Here is a 15,446-nt window from a genome sequence, read left to right as displayed (position 1 = left end):
GCGGCGTCGCGAACCAACTGGATTGAAGCATGAAAGCTGTCGTCTGCCGCTCGCCCGGCGATCTCGTCCTGGAAGATCGTCCCGCGCCCGGCGCACCCCCCCCCGGCTGGGCGCTGGTCGCGGTCAGCCATGTCGGCATTTGCGGCACGGACTACCACATCTTCGAAGGCAAGCACCCGTTCCTCGCCTATCCACGCGTCATGGGCCACGAAGTGTCGGGAACCGTTATAGAGATTGGCGAGGGTGTCGGGCTTGCCCTGGGCGAGCCGGTCGTCATCAACCCCTATCTGTCCTGCGGCACATGCATCGCCTGCCGGAAAGACAAGCCGAATTGCTGCGTCAGCATCGAGGTGCTCGGCGTCCATCGCGACGGCGCCATGTGCGAAGAAATCCTCGTGCCCCAGCAGAACCTCTATCCTGCCAACGGCCTGTCGCTCGCCGATGCCGCCGCCGTCGAATTCCTGGCCATCGGCGCGCATGCCGTGCGACGCGCGCGGGCGGAACCTGGCGCGCGCACCCTGGTCATCGGCGCAGGCCCGATCGGGCTCGGCACGGCCATCTTCGCCCGCATCGCTGGCCTGGATGTGACGCTGCTCGACATGAGCACGGAAAGGCTTGCCTTCGCCGGCGCCGAACTCGGCTTCCCCACCCTCGATGGGTCACGCGGCGCCGTGCCCGATCTTGTCAAGGAAGCGACCGACGGTGAAGGGTTCGACGTGGTGTTCGACGCCACCGGCAACACCCAGTCGGTGCAGTCGGCCTTCGCCCATGTCGCGCATGGCGGAACGCTGGTACTGGTCAGCGTCGTCAAGGACGACATCAGCTTCTCCGACCCGGAATTCCACAAGCGCGAGATGACGCTGATCGGCAGCCGCAATGCCTTGCGCGCCGACTTCGACCACGTCGCCGCCTCGATTCGCAACGGCGCGGTTCCCCTGGAAAAGCTCGTAACCCACCGCACCAGGCTTCCCGGCACGCCACGCTATCTCGCCCGCTGGGCCCATGAGAAGTCCGGCCTGATCAAGGCTGTGATCGAGGTGGGGTCATAACACGGCAGGCGGTGAACCCGGCCCGAATTGACAACACCCCGCGCAGGTCGACCCCCACTCCGTCTCGGCTCCGCCGAGCCGCTGAAAAGTAAGCACGACCGGGCTGGTCTGATATCAGCGTGAGTCAGATAAATCACGGTCTCGTACAAGGCCGGCGCTCCCTACAGCGCCGACAACTTCAACTCGACCCGCTCAGCCGGGAAACGCGACTCCGAAAACTGGATCGGCTGGCCGTCCGGCGTGACATTGACGGCCACCGTGACCAGCACGATGGCGCCCGGCTGCAGGTCGAGGTCGGCGAGGTCGGCCGCATCGGCATGCCGCGCCGACAGCACCGTCGATTGCCTGAGATAATCGTCTATGCCGAAGCGGGCCAGCGATGCGGTGATAGATCCCGTCTGCGCCATTGCCTTGTCGATGCCGGCAAAGCGCCTGGCATCGAACCAGCCGGCAGCGCGCGATACAGGCCGACCGTCAGCCTCGCCGCGTGTCTCCAGGCGTATCACCTCAGCCCCCCTGGCAAGGCCAAGGCCCTCGGCGACGCGCTGGCTGGCCGGCTCTACCGATGAGGCAAGCAGGACGATATGGCGCTCGGATGTCTGCCCCTGCAGGCCTGTCGAGAAGCGCGTCCGCGCGCCGATCGGATAGGAAAGGCGCTTGCGAGACAGTACGAATGTGCCGCGTCCCTGCTCGGCCCTCAGCACCCCTTCCTGCACCAATGCCGCTATGGCGCTGCGCACCGTGTGGCGGTTGACGCCGTAGCGCTCGGCCAGCGCCACTTCGGGCGGCAGCGCGGCATTCTCCGCGAAATCCCCTGCCGCGATCGACTGCAGGATCCTGTCGGCGATCTGCCGCCACAGTGAGACCCCGCTGCGCCGCTCGATACTGTTGACCTTGTCCTGTCCGACCATACCCCGCCCCCCCTGTCACCCCTGTCATCCACCCGTCATGGACTCGCGGTAGATAATAGGTATAATTTGTATAGTTGTCTATATCACTAGACAAATTGAAATCAGAAGGAAGGTTCGATGCGAGGACAGGAAGCGCGCGATCAGGCTGAGCGCAAGGCCGCCATGGCAACCCTGGCGCAATCCAGCGGCGACGACATCGTTCGCCTGTGGAACGAGTCCGGCCTGCCTTCGCAAGCCGAGCTGCTGCGCGGTCCCGAAACCGGACTGGTCACCGTGCGCGGCCGGATCGGCGGCGGCGGCGCGCCGTTCAATGTCGGCGAGGCAACGGTGACGCGGGCCACAGTCCGGCTTCCATCCGGACAGGTTGGCCATTGCTACGCGCTCGGCCGTGACAAGCAGAAGGCAAAGCTCGCGGCCATCGCCGACGCGCTATGGCAGGACCCTGCCCGACGCCGCGAGGTCGAGACCAGGATCATCGTCCCTTTGCAGCAGGGACTGGCCAGGGCGCGCGAACAAAGACGCGCCGAGACGGCGGCAACGAAGGTGGATTTCTTCACCATGGTACGCGGAGAAGACTGATGGACATCACGGCCCAGGCAATCGAGGGCGGCTTCGCCGATCCCGTGTTCAATGCCCAGACGGTCTTTCGCAGCGTGATGGAGGCGATGGCGCGGCCGGGCACCGTGCAGAAGCTGCCGGCCCTTGCCCGCCCACCGGCGCCACTATGGGCGACGGCCGGCGCCATCGCTCTGGCGCTGTGCGACAATGATACGCCGATCTGGCTCGACCCTGCTTTGCAAGCTTCCATGACGGTGAAATCCTGGCTTGGGTTCCATTCCGGCGCGCCGCTGGCCAACACGCCGGCCGACGCCCATTTCGCCGTGATCACCTCCCCTTGTGAAATGATGGCGCTCGACGGCTTTTCGCAAGGCACGCAGGAATATCCCGACCGCTCCACGACGCTGATCCTCCAGGTAAGCGATCTTGCTTCGGGCACGCCTCTCCTGCTGCAGGGACCCGGCATCGAAACGACGGCGACGATCGCGCCGGCGCAGATGCCGCGCCACTTCGTCGAGCAATGGAAACAGAACAACCATCGCTTTCCGCGCGGCATCGACATCATCCTTGCCACTGCGGACAGCATTGCCTGCCTGCCGCGCACCACGCGCATCAAGACGATGGAGGCGTAAGATGTATGTCGCGGTAAAAGGCGGCGAAGCCGCAATCGCCAACGCCCACAGCTTGCTTGCCGATCGCCGGCGCGGCGACCGTTCGGTGCCCGCACTTCGCCTCGACCAGATCGTCGAGCAGCTGGCGCTCGGCGTCGACCGGGTGATGAGCGAAGGTTCGCTCTACGACCGTGAACTGGCCGCACTCGCCATCGTCCAGGCGCGCGGCGACCTGATCGAGGCGATCTTCCTGGTTCGTGCCTATCGCACCACGCTGCCGCGTTTCGGCTACACCAAGGCCATCGACACGACAGCGATGCAGGTCGAGCGTCGTGTGTCGGCGACCTACAAGGACCTGCCCGGCGGCCAGCTTCTCGGCCCGACCTTCGACTACACGCATCGGCTGCTCGACCCCGAGCTTGCCGCTGGCGGCGACGTCGCCGAGCCGCAGCGGCGCACCAGTGAGGCGGAAGCCATGCCACGCGTCTCGGCGATCCTTGCCCGCGAAGGCCTGATCGAGCCGGATGGCGACATGCCGAAGGATCATGTTCCCGGCGACATCACCCGCGAACCACTTGAATTCCCGATGGCGCGCGACATTCGCCTGCAGGCGCTGTCACGCGGCGACGAGGGTTTCCTCTTGGCGCTCGGCTATTCCACCCAGCGCGGCTATGCACGCAACCACCCCTTTGTCGGCGAGATCCGCATCGGCGAGGTCGAGCTGGAACTCGACGTGCCCGAACTGCCCTTCGCGGTGCCGCTCGGCACGGTGCGTGTCACCGAATGCCAGATGGTCAACCAGTTCAAGGGTTCGGCCAAGGCGCCGCCGCAATTCACGCGCGGTTACGGCCTGGTCTTCGGCCAGAGCGAGCGCAAGGCGATGGCCATGGCGCTGTGCGACCGCGCTCTTCGTGCGACCGAACTCGGCGAGGATGTCGTCGCCGCCGCGCAGGACGAGGAGTTCGTCATCTCGCACTCCGACAATGTACAGGCGACCGGCTTCGTCGAGCATCTGAAACTGCCGCACTATGTCGACTTCCAGGCCGAGCTCGACCTCGTGCGGCGCATGCGCGCCGAATACGACGCCCGCGAAAATCCCGCGAAGGTCGAAGAGAAGCGGGAGGCCGCGGAATGATCGAAGGCCTTTCCCACATGACCTTCATCGTCCGCGACCTCGAGCGGATGACCGCGATCCTGGAAGGCATATTCGAAGCCCGCGAGGTCTATGCCAGCGACGCCGAGCAGTTCTCGCTTTCGCGCGAAAAGTTCTTCCTGATCGGCGACATCTGGGTCGCCATCATGGAAGGCGAGGCGCTGGCGGAGCGCAGCTACAACCACATTGCCTTCAAGATCGATGACGCCGATTTCGACGGCTATGCAGAGCGCGTTGCCAAGCTTGGGCTCGACATGCGCCCGCCGCGCCCACGCGTCGAGGGTGAAGGCAGGTCGATCTATTTCTACGACGACGACAACCACATGTTCGAACTGCACACCGGGACGCTCAACGAGCGGCTGAAGCGCTACGCCAAGGGACTTGAGGTCGCATCATGACCGACATCGCCACCTACAACTTCGCCTATCTCGACGAGCAGACCAAGCGGATGATCCGCCGGGCCATCCTCAAGGGCATCGCCATCCCCGGCTACCAGGTGCCGTTCGCCTCGCGCGAAATGCCGATGCCCTATGGCTGGGGAACCGGCGGCGTGCAGGTCACCGCCTCCATCATCGGCCCCGACGATGTGCTGAAGGTCATCGACCAGGGCGCCGACGACACCACCAATGCCGTCTCCATCCGCGCCTTCTTCAAGAAGGTGGCCAATGTCGCCGTCACCACCGACACGGCCAGCGCCACCATCATCCAGACCCGCCACCGTGTCCCGGAATACCCACTGAGCGCCGGACAAGTGCTGGTCTACCAGGTGCCGATCCCCGAACCGCTACGCTTCCTCGAACCGCGTGAGACCGAAACACGGAAGATGCACGCGCTGGAGGAATACGGCCTGATGCATGTGAAGCTCTACGAGGACATCGCCAGGCACGGCCGCATCGCCACCACCTATGCCTATCCGGTCAAGGTCGAGGGCCGCTATGTGATGGATCCTTCGCCGACGCCGAAATTCGACAATCCCAAGATGCATCAATCACCGGCCCTGCAGCTGTTCGGCGCCGGTCGCGAGAAGCGCATCTACGCGCTGCCGCCCTTCACCGACGTCGTCAGCCTCGACTTCGAGGATCATCCGTTCGAGGTGCAGACTTTCGACCAGCCCTGCGCACTGTGCGCGGCCGAGAATGTCTATCTCGATGAGGTCATCCTGGACGACAAGGGCGGCCACATGTTCGTCTGCTCCGACACTGACCACTGCGAGAAGCGCCGGGCGGACGGCCATCGCGGCCATCTTGCGCCCGAAACCCATCTTGCCGCAGGAAAAATGGAGGCGGCACAATGACCGACGAACCGCTGCTGCGCGTCTCGGCGCTCTCCAAATTCTACGGCTCGCGCGTCGGCTGCGAGAACGTCACCTTCGACCTGTGGCCGGGCGAGGTCCTGGCCATCGTCGGCGAATCCGGTTCCGGCAAGACGACGCTGCTCAACTGCCTGTCGACGCGGCTGCTGCCGAGTTCCGGCACCGCCAGCTACCGCATGCGTGACGGCCAATTCCGCGAGCTTTACCGCATGAGCGAAGCCGAACGGCGCTTCCTGATGCGCACCGACTGGGGCTTCGTACACCAGAATCCAGCTGATGGCCTGCGCATGACGGTGTCGGCCGGCGCCAATGTCGGCGAGCGGCTGATGGCGGTCGGCGACCGTCACTACGGCAAGATCCGCGCCACCGCCGTCGACTGGCTGTCGCGCGTCGAGATCGACGAGGATCGCATCGATGACGAGCCGCGCGCCTTTTCCGGCGGCATGCGCCAGCGCCTGCAGATCGCCCGCAATCTGGTGACCGGCCCCCGGCTGGTGTTCATGGACGAGCCTACCGGCGGCCTTGATGTCTCGGTGCAGGCGCGCTTGCTCGACCTGCTGCGCGGCCTGGTCACCGATCTCGGCCTCGCGGCCATCGTCGTTACCCACGACCTCGCCGTGGCCCGGCTTCTGTCGCAGCGCATGATGGTGATGAAGGACGGCCGCGTCGTCGAAAGCGGCCTCACGGACCGCGTGCTCGACGATCCCCGCGCGCCCTACACGCAGTTGCTCGTTTCCTCGATTTTGCAGGTCTGACCGCATGATCCCGAAAAGTGGAAGCCGGTTTTCGGACCGGATCATGCGGCAAAACAAAGGACACTGACATGCCGACGCCTCTCGTTGTTTCCGACGTCGCCAAGAGCTTCACCATGCATCTGCGCGACGGCATCAAACTGCCTGTCGTCGCCGGTGTGTCGTTCTCGATCAGGGCTGGCGAATGCACGGTGCTCGGCGGCCCATCCGGCGCCGGCAAGAGCTCGATCCTGAAGATGCTCTACGGCAATTATGCCGTCGATGAGGGCCAGATCATCATCCACCACGAAGGCGGCCTGATCGATCTCGCCACCGCTAGCCCGCGCACCGTGCTTGCGGTACGCCGGCAAACGATCGGCTATGTCAGCCAGTTCCTGCGCACCGTGCCGCGCGTTTCGGCGCTTGACGTCGTCGCCGAGCCGCTGGTCGAGCGCGGCGAGGAACGCGAGGCGGCGCGCGAAAAGGCGCGTGCCTTGCTGGCGCAGCTCAACCTGCCGGAGAAGCTGTGGGCGCTGCCGCCGGCGACGTTCTCGGGCGGCGAACAGCAACGCGTCAACATCGCGCGCGGCTTCATCACCGAGCACCCGATCCTGCTGCTCGACGAGCCGACCGCGTCGCTCGACGCCACGAACCGCGAGGTGGTGATCGCGCTGATTGCGGCCAAGAAGGCGGCGGGCATCGCCCTGCTCGGCATTTTCCATGATCATGACGTGCGCGAGGCGGTTGCCGACCGCATCATCGACGTCACCGCTTTTGGCGCCGCGAAGATCGCCGCATGACCCGGAAGCTTTCGGAAACGCCGCTGATCCATCCCACGGCACAGGTGGAAAACTCGACGCTTGGCCGCTGGACCGAGATCGCCGACCGCAGCCGGGTTTCGGAGAGCGAACTCGGTGACTATTCCTACATGATGCAGGATTGCTCGGTCTGGTGCACCACCATCGGCAAGTTCTCCAACATCGCGGCAGCCGTGCGCATGAACGCCACCAATCACCCGACCTGGCGGCCGACCATGCATCATTTCACCTACCGCGCCTCCGACTATTGGGACGACGCCGAGCATGAGAGCGAGTTCTTCGCCCAGCGCCGCGCCAAGCGCGTTACAATCGGCCACGACACCTGGCTTGGCCACGGTTCGACCATCCTGCCCGGTGTCACCGTCGGCGATGGTGCCGCGGTCGGTGCCGGTGCCGTCGTATCGAGGGATGTTGCCCCTTATACCATCGTCGCAGGCGTGCCGGCCAGGCCGATCCGCGAGCGCTTCGATCGCCGCACGGCCGAACGCTACCAGGCATTGGCCTGGTGGGATTGGGACCATGCCCGGTTGCGCGCATCGCTCGACGATTTTCGCGAGCTGTCGGCGGAAGCCTTTCTTGAAAAATACGGTTGACCGTCGGCGGCCGTAGTTCCTGTCTTTCACACCCCTGACACATGACTCGGACAGGAGGCGATCTTCCCTTGGAGATCGCCATGCCTACCCCAATCAAGCCGTCACTCGCCGGATTCTTTGCCGGCTCCAATCCGACCGTTCCAGTGCATCTCGGTACGCGCTACGATACGTCAGGCAATTTCCTGGTCGAACCCGGCAACACGGTCGTCAGCCATCTGGTCAAAGGTTCGCCGTCCGAAGCCGTGGTGCTTGCAGTGCGCGACCGGATGCTGGCAATGCCCGATGCTGATCGTCTGGCCTTCACGCCCGTCTCCAGCCTGCACATGACGCTGTTCCAGGGCATCATCGAATATCGCCGCCGCTTGCCCTACTGGCCGCACGACGTGCCGCTCGAGACCAGCATCGACGCGATGACCCGCCTCTATATGGAACGCCTGAAAGGCTTTGAAGGCCTCGGCCCGTTCAACATAAAGGTGGTCGAGGTCGTGCCGACCGGCCTCACCGTTGCCGGCGCGACGGAAGATGACGTTCGCATCATGCGGGCCTGGCGAGATGCGCTGGCGGTGCCGTTTGGATACCGGCATCCCGATCATGACACCTACGTCTTCCACATCACATTCGCTTATCAGATCGAGCGTCTTGCGGATGACAGGACAGTTGAGTGGCAGGCCCTGTTCGACGATTGCCTTTCACTGTTTGCCAACGAGGCGCCGGTCATCGAATTGCGAGCCCCGGCATTCTGCGGTTTCAAGGACATGAAGCATTTCGAGGAACTTCTGGTCCTCCAGCAGTAACCCCCACGTCTGTGGAGCGTAACAAAACTGACATGCTGGCGACATGGCAGGTTCATGTGGCTGCGCTAGGCGAGAACCAGACGATCATTATGCCCCGGACTGGAATTTGCTCATGTCAGCAACCTCTGCCACGCTTGAAATTCGCGGTGTCAGCCGACGATTTGGCAAGAATACCGCCGTCAGCGATATCAACATCTCGATCCCGCAGGGTCAGATGGTCGGTATCATCGGCCGTTCGGGTGCTGGCAAGTCGACCCTTCTTCGCATGATCAACCGTCTCATCGATCCCAGCCAGGGGTCGATTTTTTTTGACGGCGCCGAGGTCTCGCAATTGCGCGGTTCGCCGCTCAGGCGCTGGCAGCGCGACTGCGCGATGATCTTCCAGCAGTTCAACCTGGTGCCGCGCCTCGACGTGCTGACCAATGTGCTGCTCGGCAGGCTGAACCACCGCTCGACCATGACCAATCTTTTCGGCATGTTCTCCCGTGCTGAATGCGCCGAGGCGGTCGCTGCCCTCGAGCGGCTCGACATCGCCCGCACCGCGCTCCAGCCCGCAGGCACATTGTCGGGCGGCCAGCAGCAGCGCGTCGCCATCGCCCGCGCCATGATGCAGCAGCCGAAGATGATCCTCGCCGACGAGCCGATCGCCTCGCTCGACCCGCTCAACGCCAAGGTGGTGATGGACTCGCTGCAGGACATCAATCTGCGCGAAGGCATCACCGTCGTCACCAACCTGCACACGCTGGATACGGCCCGCACCTATTGCAACCGCATCATCGGCATGGCCGCCGGCAAGGTCGTCTTCGACGGCCCGCCGGAAGAGCTCGACCGCGAGGCCGTGCATCTCGTCTATGGCGCCGACAGCAATGGCGCCGAAATCTCGGAGGCCATCACCTCCACCAGCGTTGCCTTCAAGCAAAAGATCGCCGCATCCGCCGGACCGCTCGAACCCGCATTCCCGGGATACTGAGAGCGGCCTGGATCGCCAGCCCGCGTCAAGGGCACCTGTCAAAATCAAGAACGCTGCCGGCGCGGGGCCGGCACCTATAGGAGAGACATCAATGTTCAGGAAGATGGTTTTCAGCGCCGTTTCGGTGCTCGCCATGGCGACCAGCGCGGCTCACGCCGCCGATATGAAGGAATTCCGCGTCGGCATCCTCGGCGGTGAGAACGAAACCGACCGCCTGCGCAACTACCAGTGCCTTGCCGATCACCTGAAGGCCGAATTCGGCTTCGAAAAGGTTTCGCTGTTCCCGGCCGCCGACTATGATGGCGTCATCCAGGGCCTGCTTGGCGGCACGCTCGATTTCGCCGAACTGGGCGCCTCCGGCTATGCCAGCGTCTATATCAAGGATCCGAAGGCCGTCACCCCGATCCTCACCACCCAGCAGACCGATGGTGCCACCGGTTACTATTCGATCGGCCTGGCGCTCAAATCCTCGGGCATCACCGACATCAAGTCGGCCAAGGGCAAGAAGCTCGGCTATGCCGACCCGGATTCGACCTCTGGCTACCTGATCCCGCTGACCCAGATTCCGAAGGACACCGGCGCATCGAACGAGGCCTTCTTCGCCTCGACCCAGTTCAACGGCGGCCACGAGAACAACATCCTGGCCGTGCGTGACGGCAAGGTCGACGTGGCGGTGGACGATTCCTCCGGCATCGGCAACTTCAAGGACGGCTTCACTTCCGGCACCTTCCACAAGGTCGCCGCCAAGGGCGCCGTCGACCCCAACGACTTCGTCGAAGTCTGGCGCTCCGGCCTGATCCCGAACGGCCCGCTGGTCGTGCGCACCGCGATCGGCGCCGAGATGACCGCCAAGCTCACCGACTTCTTCACCAGCCTGCCCAAGAAGGACAAGGCTTGCTTCGAAGGCGTCGAAGGCGGCGACTTTACCGGCTACGTTCCGGTGAAGGCGGACTTCTACAACGTCATCGTTGAAGCTCGTAAGGCCGCGATCGGCGGCTAACGGCAGAAACCAGGAAGGGCGGCGACACCTCCAGCGCCGCCCTTCTTGCATCTCCGATCATGACCCTCTCCGTGACAGTTCATTCAGACGCAACGCACCAGGCTGCCGACGCCTGGCGCCGCCAGACCTCCTTGCGCCGGCTCTATACGGCGATGGGCGTCGGCCTGCTGCTCGTCGCCCTGTGCGCAACCATGTGGTTCGCCGACGAAGCCAATGCCGGCCACTTTTTCGATCGGCTGCCGCATATATTCGATTTCCTTAGCTGGCTTATTCCCAAGGACTGGAACGATGTCTGGCGGGCCATGTTCGACATCGCGTCCCCCCACGACAATGGCACCCAGGAATACAATTTCCCGCTCGGCCGCGCCTATGTCTGGGGTGGATTCTATGTGCCTGAATATTTCGAGCTGATGCTGACCACATTGAACGTGGCGTTGGTCTCGACCTTCATCGGCTTCGTCTTTGCTGTGCCATTCTCCTTCATCGCCGCGCGCAATCTGACGCCACACCCGGTGCTGCGGCACGTCGTCAAGCGCCTCATGGAATTGTTGCGCGCCTTTCCCGAGATTGTCATTGCCGGCCTGTTCGCGGCCATCGTCTCGATCGGCCCGATCGCGGCCATCATCGCCATTGGCCTGCATTCGATCGGCGCATTGGGCAAGCTGTTCTACGAGATCAACGAGAACATCGACATGCGCGCCGAGGAGGGCCTGACGGCCGTCGGCGCCAACTGGTTCGAGCGCGTGCGCTTCGCCGACCTGCCGCAGGTACTGCCCAATTTCATGTCCTACACGCTGCTGCGGATCGAGATCAACGTTCGCGCCTCCACCATCATCGGCGCCGTCGGCGGCGGCGGCATCGGCGAGGAACTGAAGCTCTCCATCTCGCGCGGCTTCGGCGCCAAGACGCTGGCGCTGGTGCTGCTCCTGTTCACGACCATCTTCCTGATCGACCAGTTCTCCGCCTGGCTGCGCCGCAAGCTGGCCGGCGAGCAGGCCTTTATGATGGGTGCGTGATTATGGCTGTCATGACCGCCGACCAAATCCTGTCGATCGAGGAACGCTACCCGCAAGTGTTTCAGCGGCCGCTGCACAAGCGTTTCGGCCCGCTGCTGCTGTTTGTCGGCACGCTTCTCTATTTCGTCTATGCCGTGTGGTTCTTCAACCTGCCGCAGGTCATGCGTGAATCGCACTGGGAGCGCCTGCCGCTTTTCCTGACCCAATGGATCAGCTACGACGTGCAGCCGACCTTCCCGCTCGACACGCCACAGATTGAGCCCAAATATCCGCGCTTTTCGGTGCTCGGTGCGGACCCTCACCCGGACTGGGTGAAGACCAACGCCGACGGCTCGATCACGGTCCTGGTCAACGGTCCGGCCAAATCCGTTACCTTCACCAAGACCGTAGCCACGATCATCGCCAACGGCCAGACGGTTCAGGTATCGATGATATCGGGCAAGCCGGTGGTGTCCGGTGCTATTCCGGCCTGGATCACCGCGCATGACGAGGAGGTCGTCGCCGACATGGGCTTTGTCGGCGAGGTCCGCGTCGCGGCCGATCGCGTCAAGGTCCGCAAGCGCTTCCTCGGCTGGGCGAATTTCGTCTTCGACCCACGCTCGCCATTCTTCGAAAAATCGCCGAGCGAGGTGATCTCGCTGATCGTCTCCGGACCGGAGCTCAAGCCGGGAACGTCCAATCTCGCGCTGGCCGCCAACAATATCTGGTACAATGGCCAATGGCAGCATGGCGATGTCTGGACGAAACTCCTGCAGACAGTCGTCATGGCGTTTCTCGGCACGCTGCTCGGCGGCATCGTCGCCTTCCCGCTTGCCTTCTTCGCCGCCCGCAACATCACGCCCAGCGGACTGCTGAGCCAGGTCCTCAAGCGCTTCTTCGACTTCATGCGCTCGGTCGACATGCTGATCTGGGCGCTGTTCTTCACCCGCGCCTTCGGGCCGGGCCCGCTGGCCGGCAGTGCCGCGATCTTCTTCACCGAGATCGGTACGCTCGGCAAAACCTATTCCGAGGCGCTGGAGAACATCGACGACAAGCCGCGCGAAGGCGTGCTGTCGACCGGCGCCAACGGCCTCCTGGTGCAGCGCTATGGCGTCTTGCCGGAAGTGATCCCGGTGTTCATCAGCCAGACGCTCTACCAGTGGGAATCCAACACCCGCGGCGCCACCATCATCGGCGCTGTCGGCGCCGGCGGCATCGGCCTGAAACTGTGGGAAGCCATGCGCACCAATTCCAACTGGGCCAATGTCTTCTACATGGTGCTGCTGATCCTGCTTGTCGTCTTCATCTTCGACAACATCTCCAGCTTCCTGCGCCGCCGGCTCAGCCGGACGATCCACGATTACAACAGGATGCAGGCCGAGCAGGGGTAGCCTTGTGACGCAGAAGCGTAAGCATCGTCTCGCCCGGCGCCAAAGGGTCGACCCCCACTCCGTCGAGCTTCGCTCGACACCTCTCCCCCGATCGACGGGGTAGAGGAAAGGCACCAGGCTGTCCGAGCCGGCGCCTGTCCTCCCAGACCGAGGCTTTCCTCCTCTCCCTAGTCTAGCCACCAGGCTCCCTTTCCTCTCCCTCTGGAGGGGGGAGAGGTGGCTCGGCGAAGCCGAGACGGAGTGGGGGAACCACCTGGCAACCGCCGCGAACGCAAATAGAAATGGACCAGGCGCAGGGCGCCTAAACCGCCTTCCTCCACCCGTTCTTGATATGCTTGTAACCCTCCCGATAAACAGCTTCCGGCGTCTCGGAAAAATCACGCCACACCTTCGTCGCGGCCGCCAGATCCTTCAGCGACCGCCCGAACGCCTCGATCGTCAGCCAGTCATCATAGCCGCTCTTGCGGATAGCGGAAAACGTCTCCTGCCACGGAATGTTGCCGCGCCCCGGCACCCCACGATCGTTTTCCGATATGTGGATATGCACGACATTGCCGCAATGTTTCGTATAGGCGCCGACCGGGTCGGCCTCCTCGATATTGGCATGGAAGGTGTCGTACATCGCCTTGATGTGCGGCCGGTCGATGACATCGATATGTTCCGACAGGTCCTCCATCGTGTTGACCAGATAGCACTCGAAGCGATTGAGCGCCTCGAGCCCGATGGTGACATTCCGCTTGCCGGCATGGTCGCCGATGGCGCGCTGCGAGGCGACCGAGCGCTTCTTCTCGGCGGCCGTAGGCCCGGTGCCGGAAAAGGCGCCGAGCGTCGAATGCAGTGGTCCGCTCAGCGTCCTGGCGCCCAGCGCATCGGCGCAGTCGACCGCCCATTTCATGTAGTCGACGCCAGCCTTGCGCGTCGCGGCATCAGTCGAGATCAGGTTCATCGAGGGATCGCCCATCGCTGAAACGGCCGTGCGTTCCAGCCCGATGCGATCGAGCAGGTCGCCGAGCTTCCTGTAGTCGTCCGGCGTGCCGGTGAAGATCGGTATCTCGACACCGTCAAAACCCGTCGCCTTGATGTCACGCAGCAGGGGCTCGTGTGTCTTCGACACAGCGGTGGTCCACAAGAACATGCACATGCCGATTTTCATTGATCCCCCTCCCTTTTTTATGGCCGGTTGTTTCCTCTCCCGGCTTCGCCATAGGCCCCCTCATCAGACCGCTTCGCGGCCACCTTCTCCCCAGCGGGGAGAAGAGGTCCACGCCGGCGCCGACAATCTCCTCTCCCCCGGGAGAGGTCGGATTGCCCCGAATTGCCTTTGCAATTCGGTTGGCAATCCGGGTGAGGGGGACTAACCCGCCACGCGATTAAAGCTTCGTCCACGCCCCATTCTTCTTCGACGACTTCACGCAGGCCTCGATGAAGGCCATGCCCTCGACCCCGTCCTCGATGGTCGGGAAGACGACATCCTTGCCAGGCTTGCCGCCCTTCTTGCGCGCCGCGCGGATGGCGCGTGCTGCTTCCTGGTAGATGTTGGCGAAACCTTCGAGATAGCCCTCCGGATGGCCTGAAGGCACGCGGCTGACACGGCCCGCCACCGGCAGCGATCCGGCGCCGTTGCGGGTGATCAGCTGCTTCGGTTGGCCGAACGGCGTGTACCAGAGATAGTTCGGATCGGCCTGCACCCATTCCAGCCCACCCTTCGAGCCGTAGATGCGCAGCTTCAGTCCGTTCTCGTGGCCAGGCGCCACCTGGCTTGCCCAGATCATGCCCTTGGCCGGATGCGCTTTGCCGGGCGCCTTGAAGCGCAGCATGACGTTGACATTGTCGTCGAGCTGCCGCCCCGGCACGAAGGCATCAAGATCGGCCGACAATGAATCCAGCTCCAGCCCGGAAACGAAGCGGGCGAGGTTGTAGGCATGCGTGCCGATGTCGCCGAGCGCGCCGCCCGCACCCGCCTGTTTCGGGTCGGCGCGCCATGACGCCTGCTTCTGGCCGGTGGCGGCAAGGTCTTCGGTCAGCCAGTCCTGCGGGTACTCCGACTGCACGATGCGGATGTCGCCAAGCACGCCCTTGGCCACCATCTCGCGCGCCTGCCTGATCATCGGATAGGCGGTGTAATTGTGGGTGAGCACGAAAACCCTGCCGGTCTTCTCGACGATCGCCGCCAGCTTCTTCGCCTCGGCCAGCGTCGTTGCCAGCGGCTTGTCGCAGATGACGTGGATGCCGGCCTCCAAGAACGCCTTGGCAGCCGGCACATGCACATTGTTGGGCGTGACGATCGCCACCGCCTCGATGCCGTCGGGTCGCTTGGCTTCGGCCTTGGCCATCTCGGCATAGGAGGCGTAGCTACGGTCCGGATCGAGCCCGAGTTCGGCGGCCGAGGCCTTGGCGCGGTCCGGATCGTATGACAGCGCGCCGGCAACCAGCACGAAATCATTGTCCATGCGCGCCGCGATCCGGTGCACTGCACCGATGAAGGCGCCCTGCCCGCCGCCGACCATGCCGTAGCGGATCGGGCCGCCTCCCGTTTCCGACTTCGATGCGCCAACCATTT

General features: G+C 63.8%; 17 protein-coding genes. 14 read left to right on the top strand and 3 right to left on the bottom strand.

Annotated features, from left to right (window positions below):
• Positions 1 to 29 precede the first annotated feature (29 nt).
• Complete coding sequence (locus ABVQ20_RS24870; RefSeq protein WP_354462315.1) at positions 30 to 1,049, top strand: zinc-binding alcohol dehydrogenase family protein; 1,020 nt, start codon at positions 30 to 32, stop codon at positions 1,047 to 1,049.
• Positions 1,050 to 1,210: 161 nt separating this feature from the next.
• Here the strand turns inward: ABVQ20_RS24870 and phnF are convergent, their stop codons facing one another.
• Entirely contained in the window at positions 1,211 to 1,960 is a 750-nt protein-coding gene (gene phnF, locus ABVQ20_RS24865; protein WP_354462314.1) for a phosphonate metabolism transcriptional regulator PhnF, read from the bottom strand.
• Between the two features lie 117 nt (positions 1,961 to 2,077).
• Between phnF and phnG the strand changes: the two genes are divergently transcribed.
• The 13 genes from phnG (at position 2,078) to phnE (ABVQ20_RS24800) (ending at position 12,886) form a co-directional block, all read left to right on the top strand.
• Positions 2,078 to 2,539 carry a phosphonate C-P lyase system protein PhnG gene (phnG, locus tag ABVQ20_RS24860; RefSeq protein ID WP_354462313.1) on the top strand — a complete coding sequence of 154 codons (462 nt, stop codon included), beginning with the start codon at positions 2,078 to 2,080 and terminating at the stop codon, positions 2,537 to 2,539.
• Positions 2,539 to 3,150: a phosphonate C-P lyase system protein PhnH gene (gene phnH / locus ABVQ20_RS24855; RefSeq protein ID WP_354462312.1), complete on the top strand. Its 612-nt coding sequence runs from the start codon at positions 2,539 to 2,541 to the stop codon at positions 3,148 to 3,150. The genes phnG and phnH overlap by 1 nt, the downstream gene beginning before the upstream one ends.
• 1 nt (position 3,151) lies before the next feature.
• Positions 3,152 to 4,264, top strand: coding sequence for a carbon-phosphorus lyase complex subunit (locus tag ABVQ20_RS24850; protein WP_354462311.1), 1,113 nt, complete (start codon positions 3,152 to 3,154; stop codon positions 4,262 to 4,264).
• Positions 4,261 to 4,680 (top strand): FosX/FosE/FosI family fosfomycin resistance hydrolase, encoded by a 420-nt coding sequence (gene fosX / locus ABVQ20_RS24845; protein ID WP_354462310.1) that lies wholly within the window; start codon positions 4,261 to 4,263, stop codon positions 4,678 to 4,680. Before ABVQ20_RS24850 ends, fosX begins: the two co-directional genes overlap by 4 nt.
• Positions 4,677 to 5,576 carry an alpha-D-ribose 1-methylphosphonate 5-phosphate C-P-lyase PhnJ gene (locus tag ABVQ20_RS24840; RefSeq protein ID WP_354462309.1) on the top strand — a complete coding sequence of 300 codons (900 nt, stop codon included), beginning with the start codon at positions 4,677 to 4,679 and terminating at the stop codon, positions 5,574 to 5,576. Before fosX ends, ABVQ20_RS24840 begins: the two co-directional genes overlap by 4 nt.
• Complete coding sequence (gene phnK, locus ABVQ20_RS24835) at positions 5,573 to 6,349, top strand: phosphonate C-P lyase system protein PhnK (RefSeq protein ID WP_354462308.1); 777 nt, start codon at positions 5,573 to 5,575, stop codon at positions 6,347 to 6,349. Before ABVQ20_RS24840 ends, phnK begins: the two co-directional genes overlap by 4 nt.
• A 68-nt stretch (positions 6,350 to 6,417) precedes the next feature.
• Complete coding sequence (gene phnL, locus ABVQ20_RS24830) at positions 6,418 to 7,125, top strand: phosphonate C-P lyase system protein PhnL (RefSeq protein WP_354462307.1); 708 nt, start codon at positions 6,418 to 6,420, stop codon at positions 7,123 to 7,125.
• Positions 7,122 to 7,736: a DapH/DapD/GlmU-related protein gene (locus tag ABVQ20_RS24825; RefSeq protein ID WP_354462306.1), complete on the top strand. Its 615-nt coding sequence runs from the start codon at positions 7,122 to 7,124 to the stop codon at positions 7,734 to 7,736. The genes phnL and ABVQ20_RS24825 overlap by 4 nt, the downstream gene beginning before the upstream one ends.
• Before the next feature lie 80 nt (positions 7,737 to 7,816).
• The gene (locus tag ABVQ20_RS24820; RefSeq protein WP_354462305.1) at positions 7,817 to 8,530 is read left to right on the top strand and encodes a DUF1868 domain-containing protein; all 714 of its coding nucleotides are present in this window, start codon (positions 7,817 to 7,819) and stop codon (positions 8,528 to 8,530) included.
• Positions 8,531 to 8,642: 112 nt separating this feature from the next.
• Positions 8,643 to 9,500, top strand: a complete 858-nt coding sequence (gene phnC, locus ABVQ20_RS24815) for a phosphonate ABC transporter ATP-binding protein (RefSeq protein WP_354462304.1) — start codon at positions 8,643 to 8,645, stop codon at positions 9,498 to 9,500.
• A gap of 91 nt (positions 9,501 to 9,591) precedes the next feature.
• Positions 9,592 to 10,500, top strand: a complete 909-nt coding sequence (gene phnD / locus ABVQ20_RS24810) for a phosphonate ABC transporter substrate-binding protein (protein WP_354462303.1) — start codon at positions 9,592 to 9,594, stop codon at positions 10,498 to 10,500.
• Positions 10,501 to 10,559: 59 nt separating this feature from the next.
• Positions 10,560 to 11,516, top strand: a complete 957-nt coding sequence (gene phnE / locus ABVQ20_RS24805) for a phosphonate ABC transporter, permease protein PhnE (protein WP_354462302.1) — start codon at positions 10,560 to 10,562, stop codon at positions 11,514 to 11,516.
• 2 nt (positions 11,517 to 11,518) lie between these two features.
• Entirely contained in the window at positions 11,519 to 12,886 is a 1,368-nt protein-coding gene (phnE, locus tag ABVQ20_RS24800; protein ID WP_354462301.1) for a phosphonate ABC transporter, permease protein PhnE, read from the top strand.
• Between the two features lie 301 nt (positions 12,887 to 13,187).
• Here phnE (ABVQ20_RS24800) and ABVQ20_RS24795 read toward each other — a convergent pair whose 3' ends face one another.
• Together ABVQ20_RS24795 and ABVQ20_RS24790 are read right to left on the bottom strand one after the other, a co-directional pair.
• A complete protein-coding gene (locus tag ABVQ20_RS24795) occupies positions 13,188 to 14,039 on the bottom strand; it encodes a sugar phosphate isomerase/epimerase family protein (RefSeq protein ID WP_354462300.1) in 852 nt (283 codons plus the stop codon).
• Between the two features lie 217 nt (positions 14,040 to 14,256).
• Positions 14,257 to 15,444 (bottom strand): Gfo/Idh/MocA family protein, encoded by a 1,188-nt coding sequence (locus ABVQ20_RS24790; RefSeq protein WP_354462299.1) that lies wholly within the window; start codon positions 15,442 to 15,444, stop codon positions 14,257 to 14,259.
• Between the last annotated feature and the right edge of the window lie 2 nt (positions 15,445 to 15,446).

Source organism: Mesorhizobium shangrilense, from assembly GCF_040537815.1.
Taxonomy (GTDB): domain Bacteria; phylum Pseudomonadota; class Alphaproteobacteria; order Rhizobiales; family Rhizobiaceae; genus Mesorhizobium; species Mesorhizobium shangrilense.
Note: the sequence above shows the minus strand (reverse complement) of the source record. Positions and strands in the feature narration are given on the sequence as shown.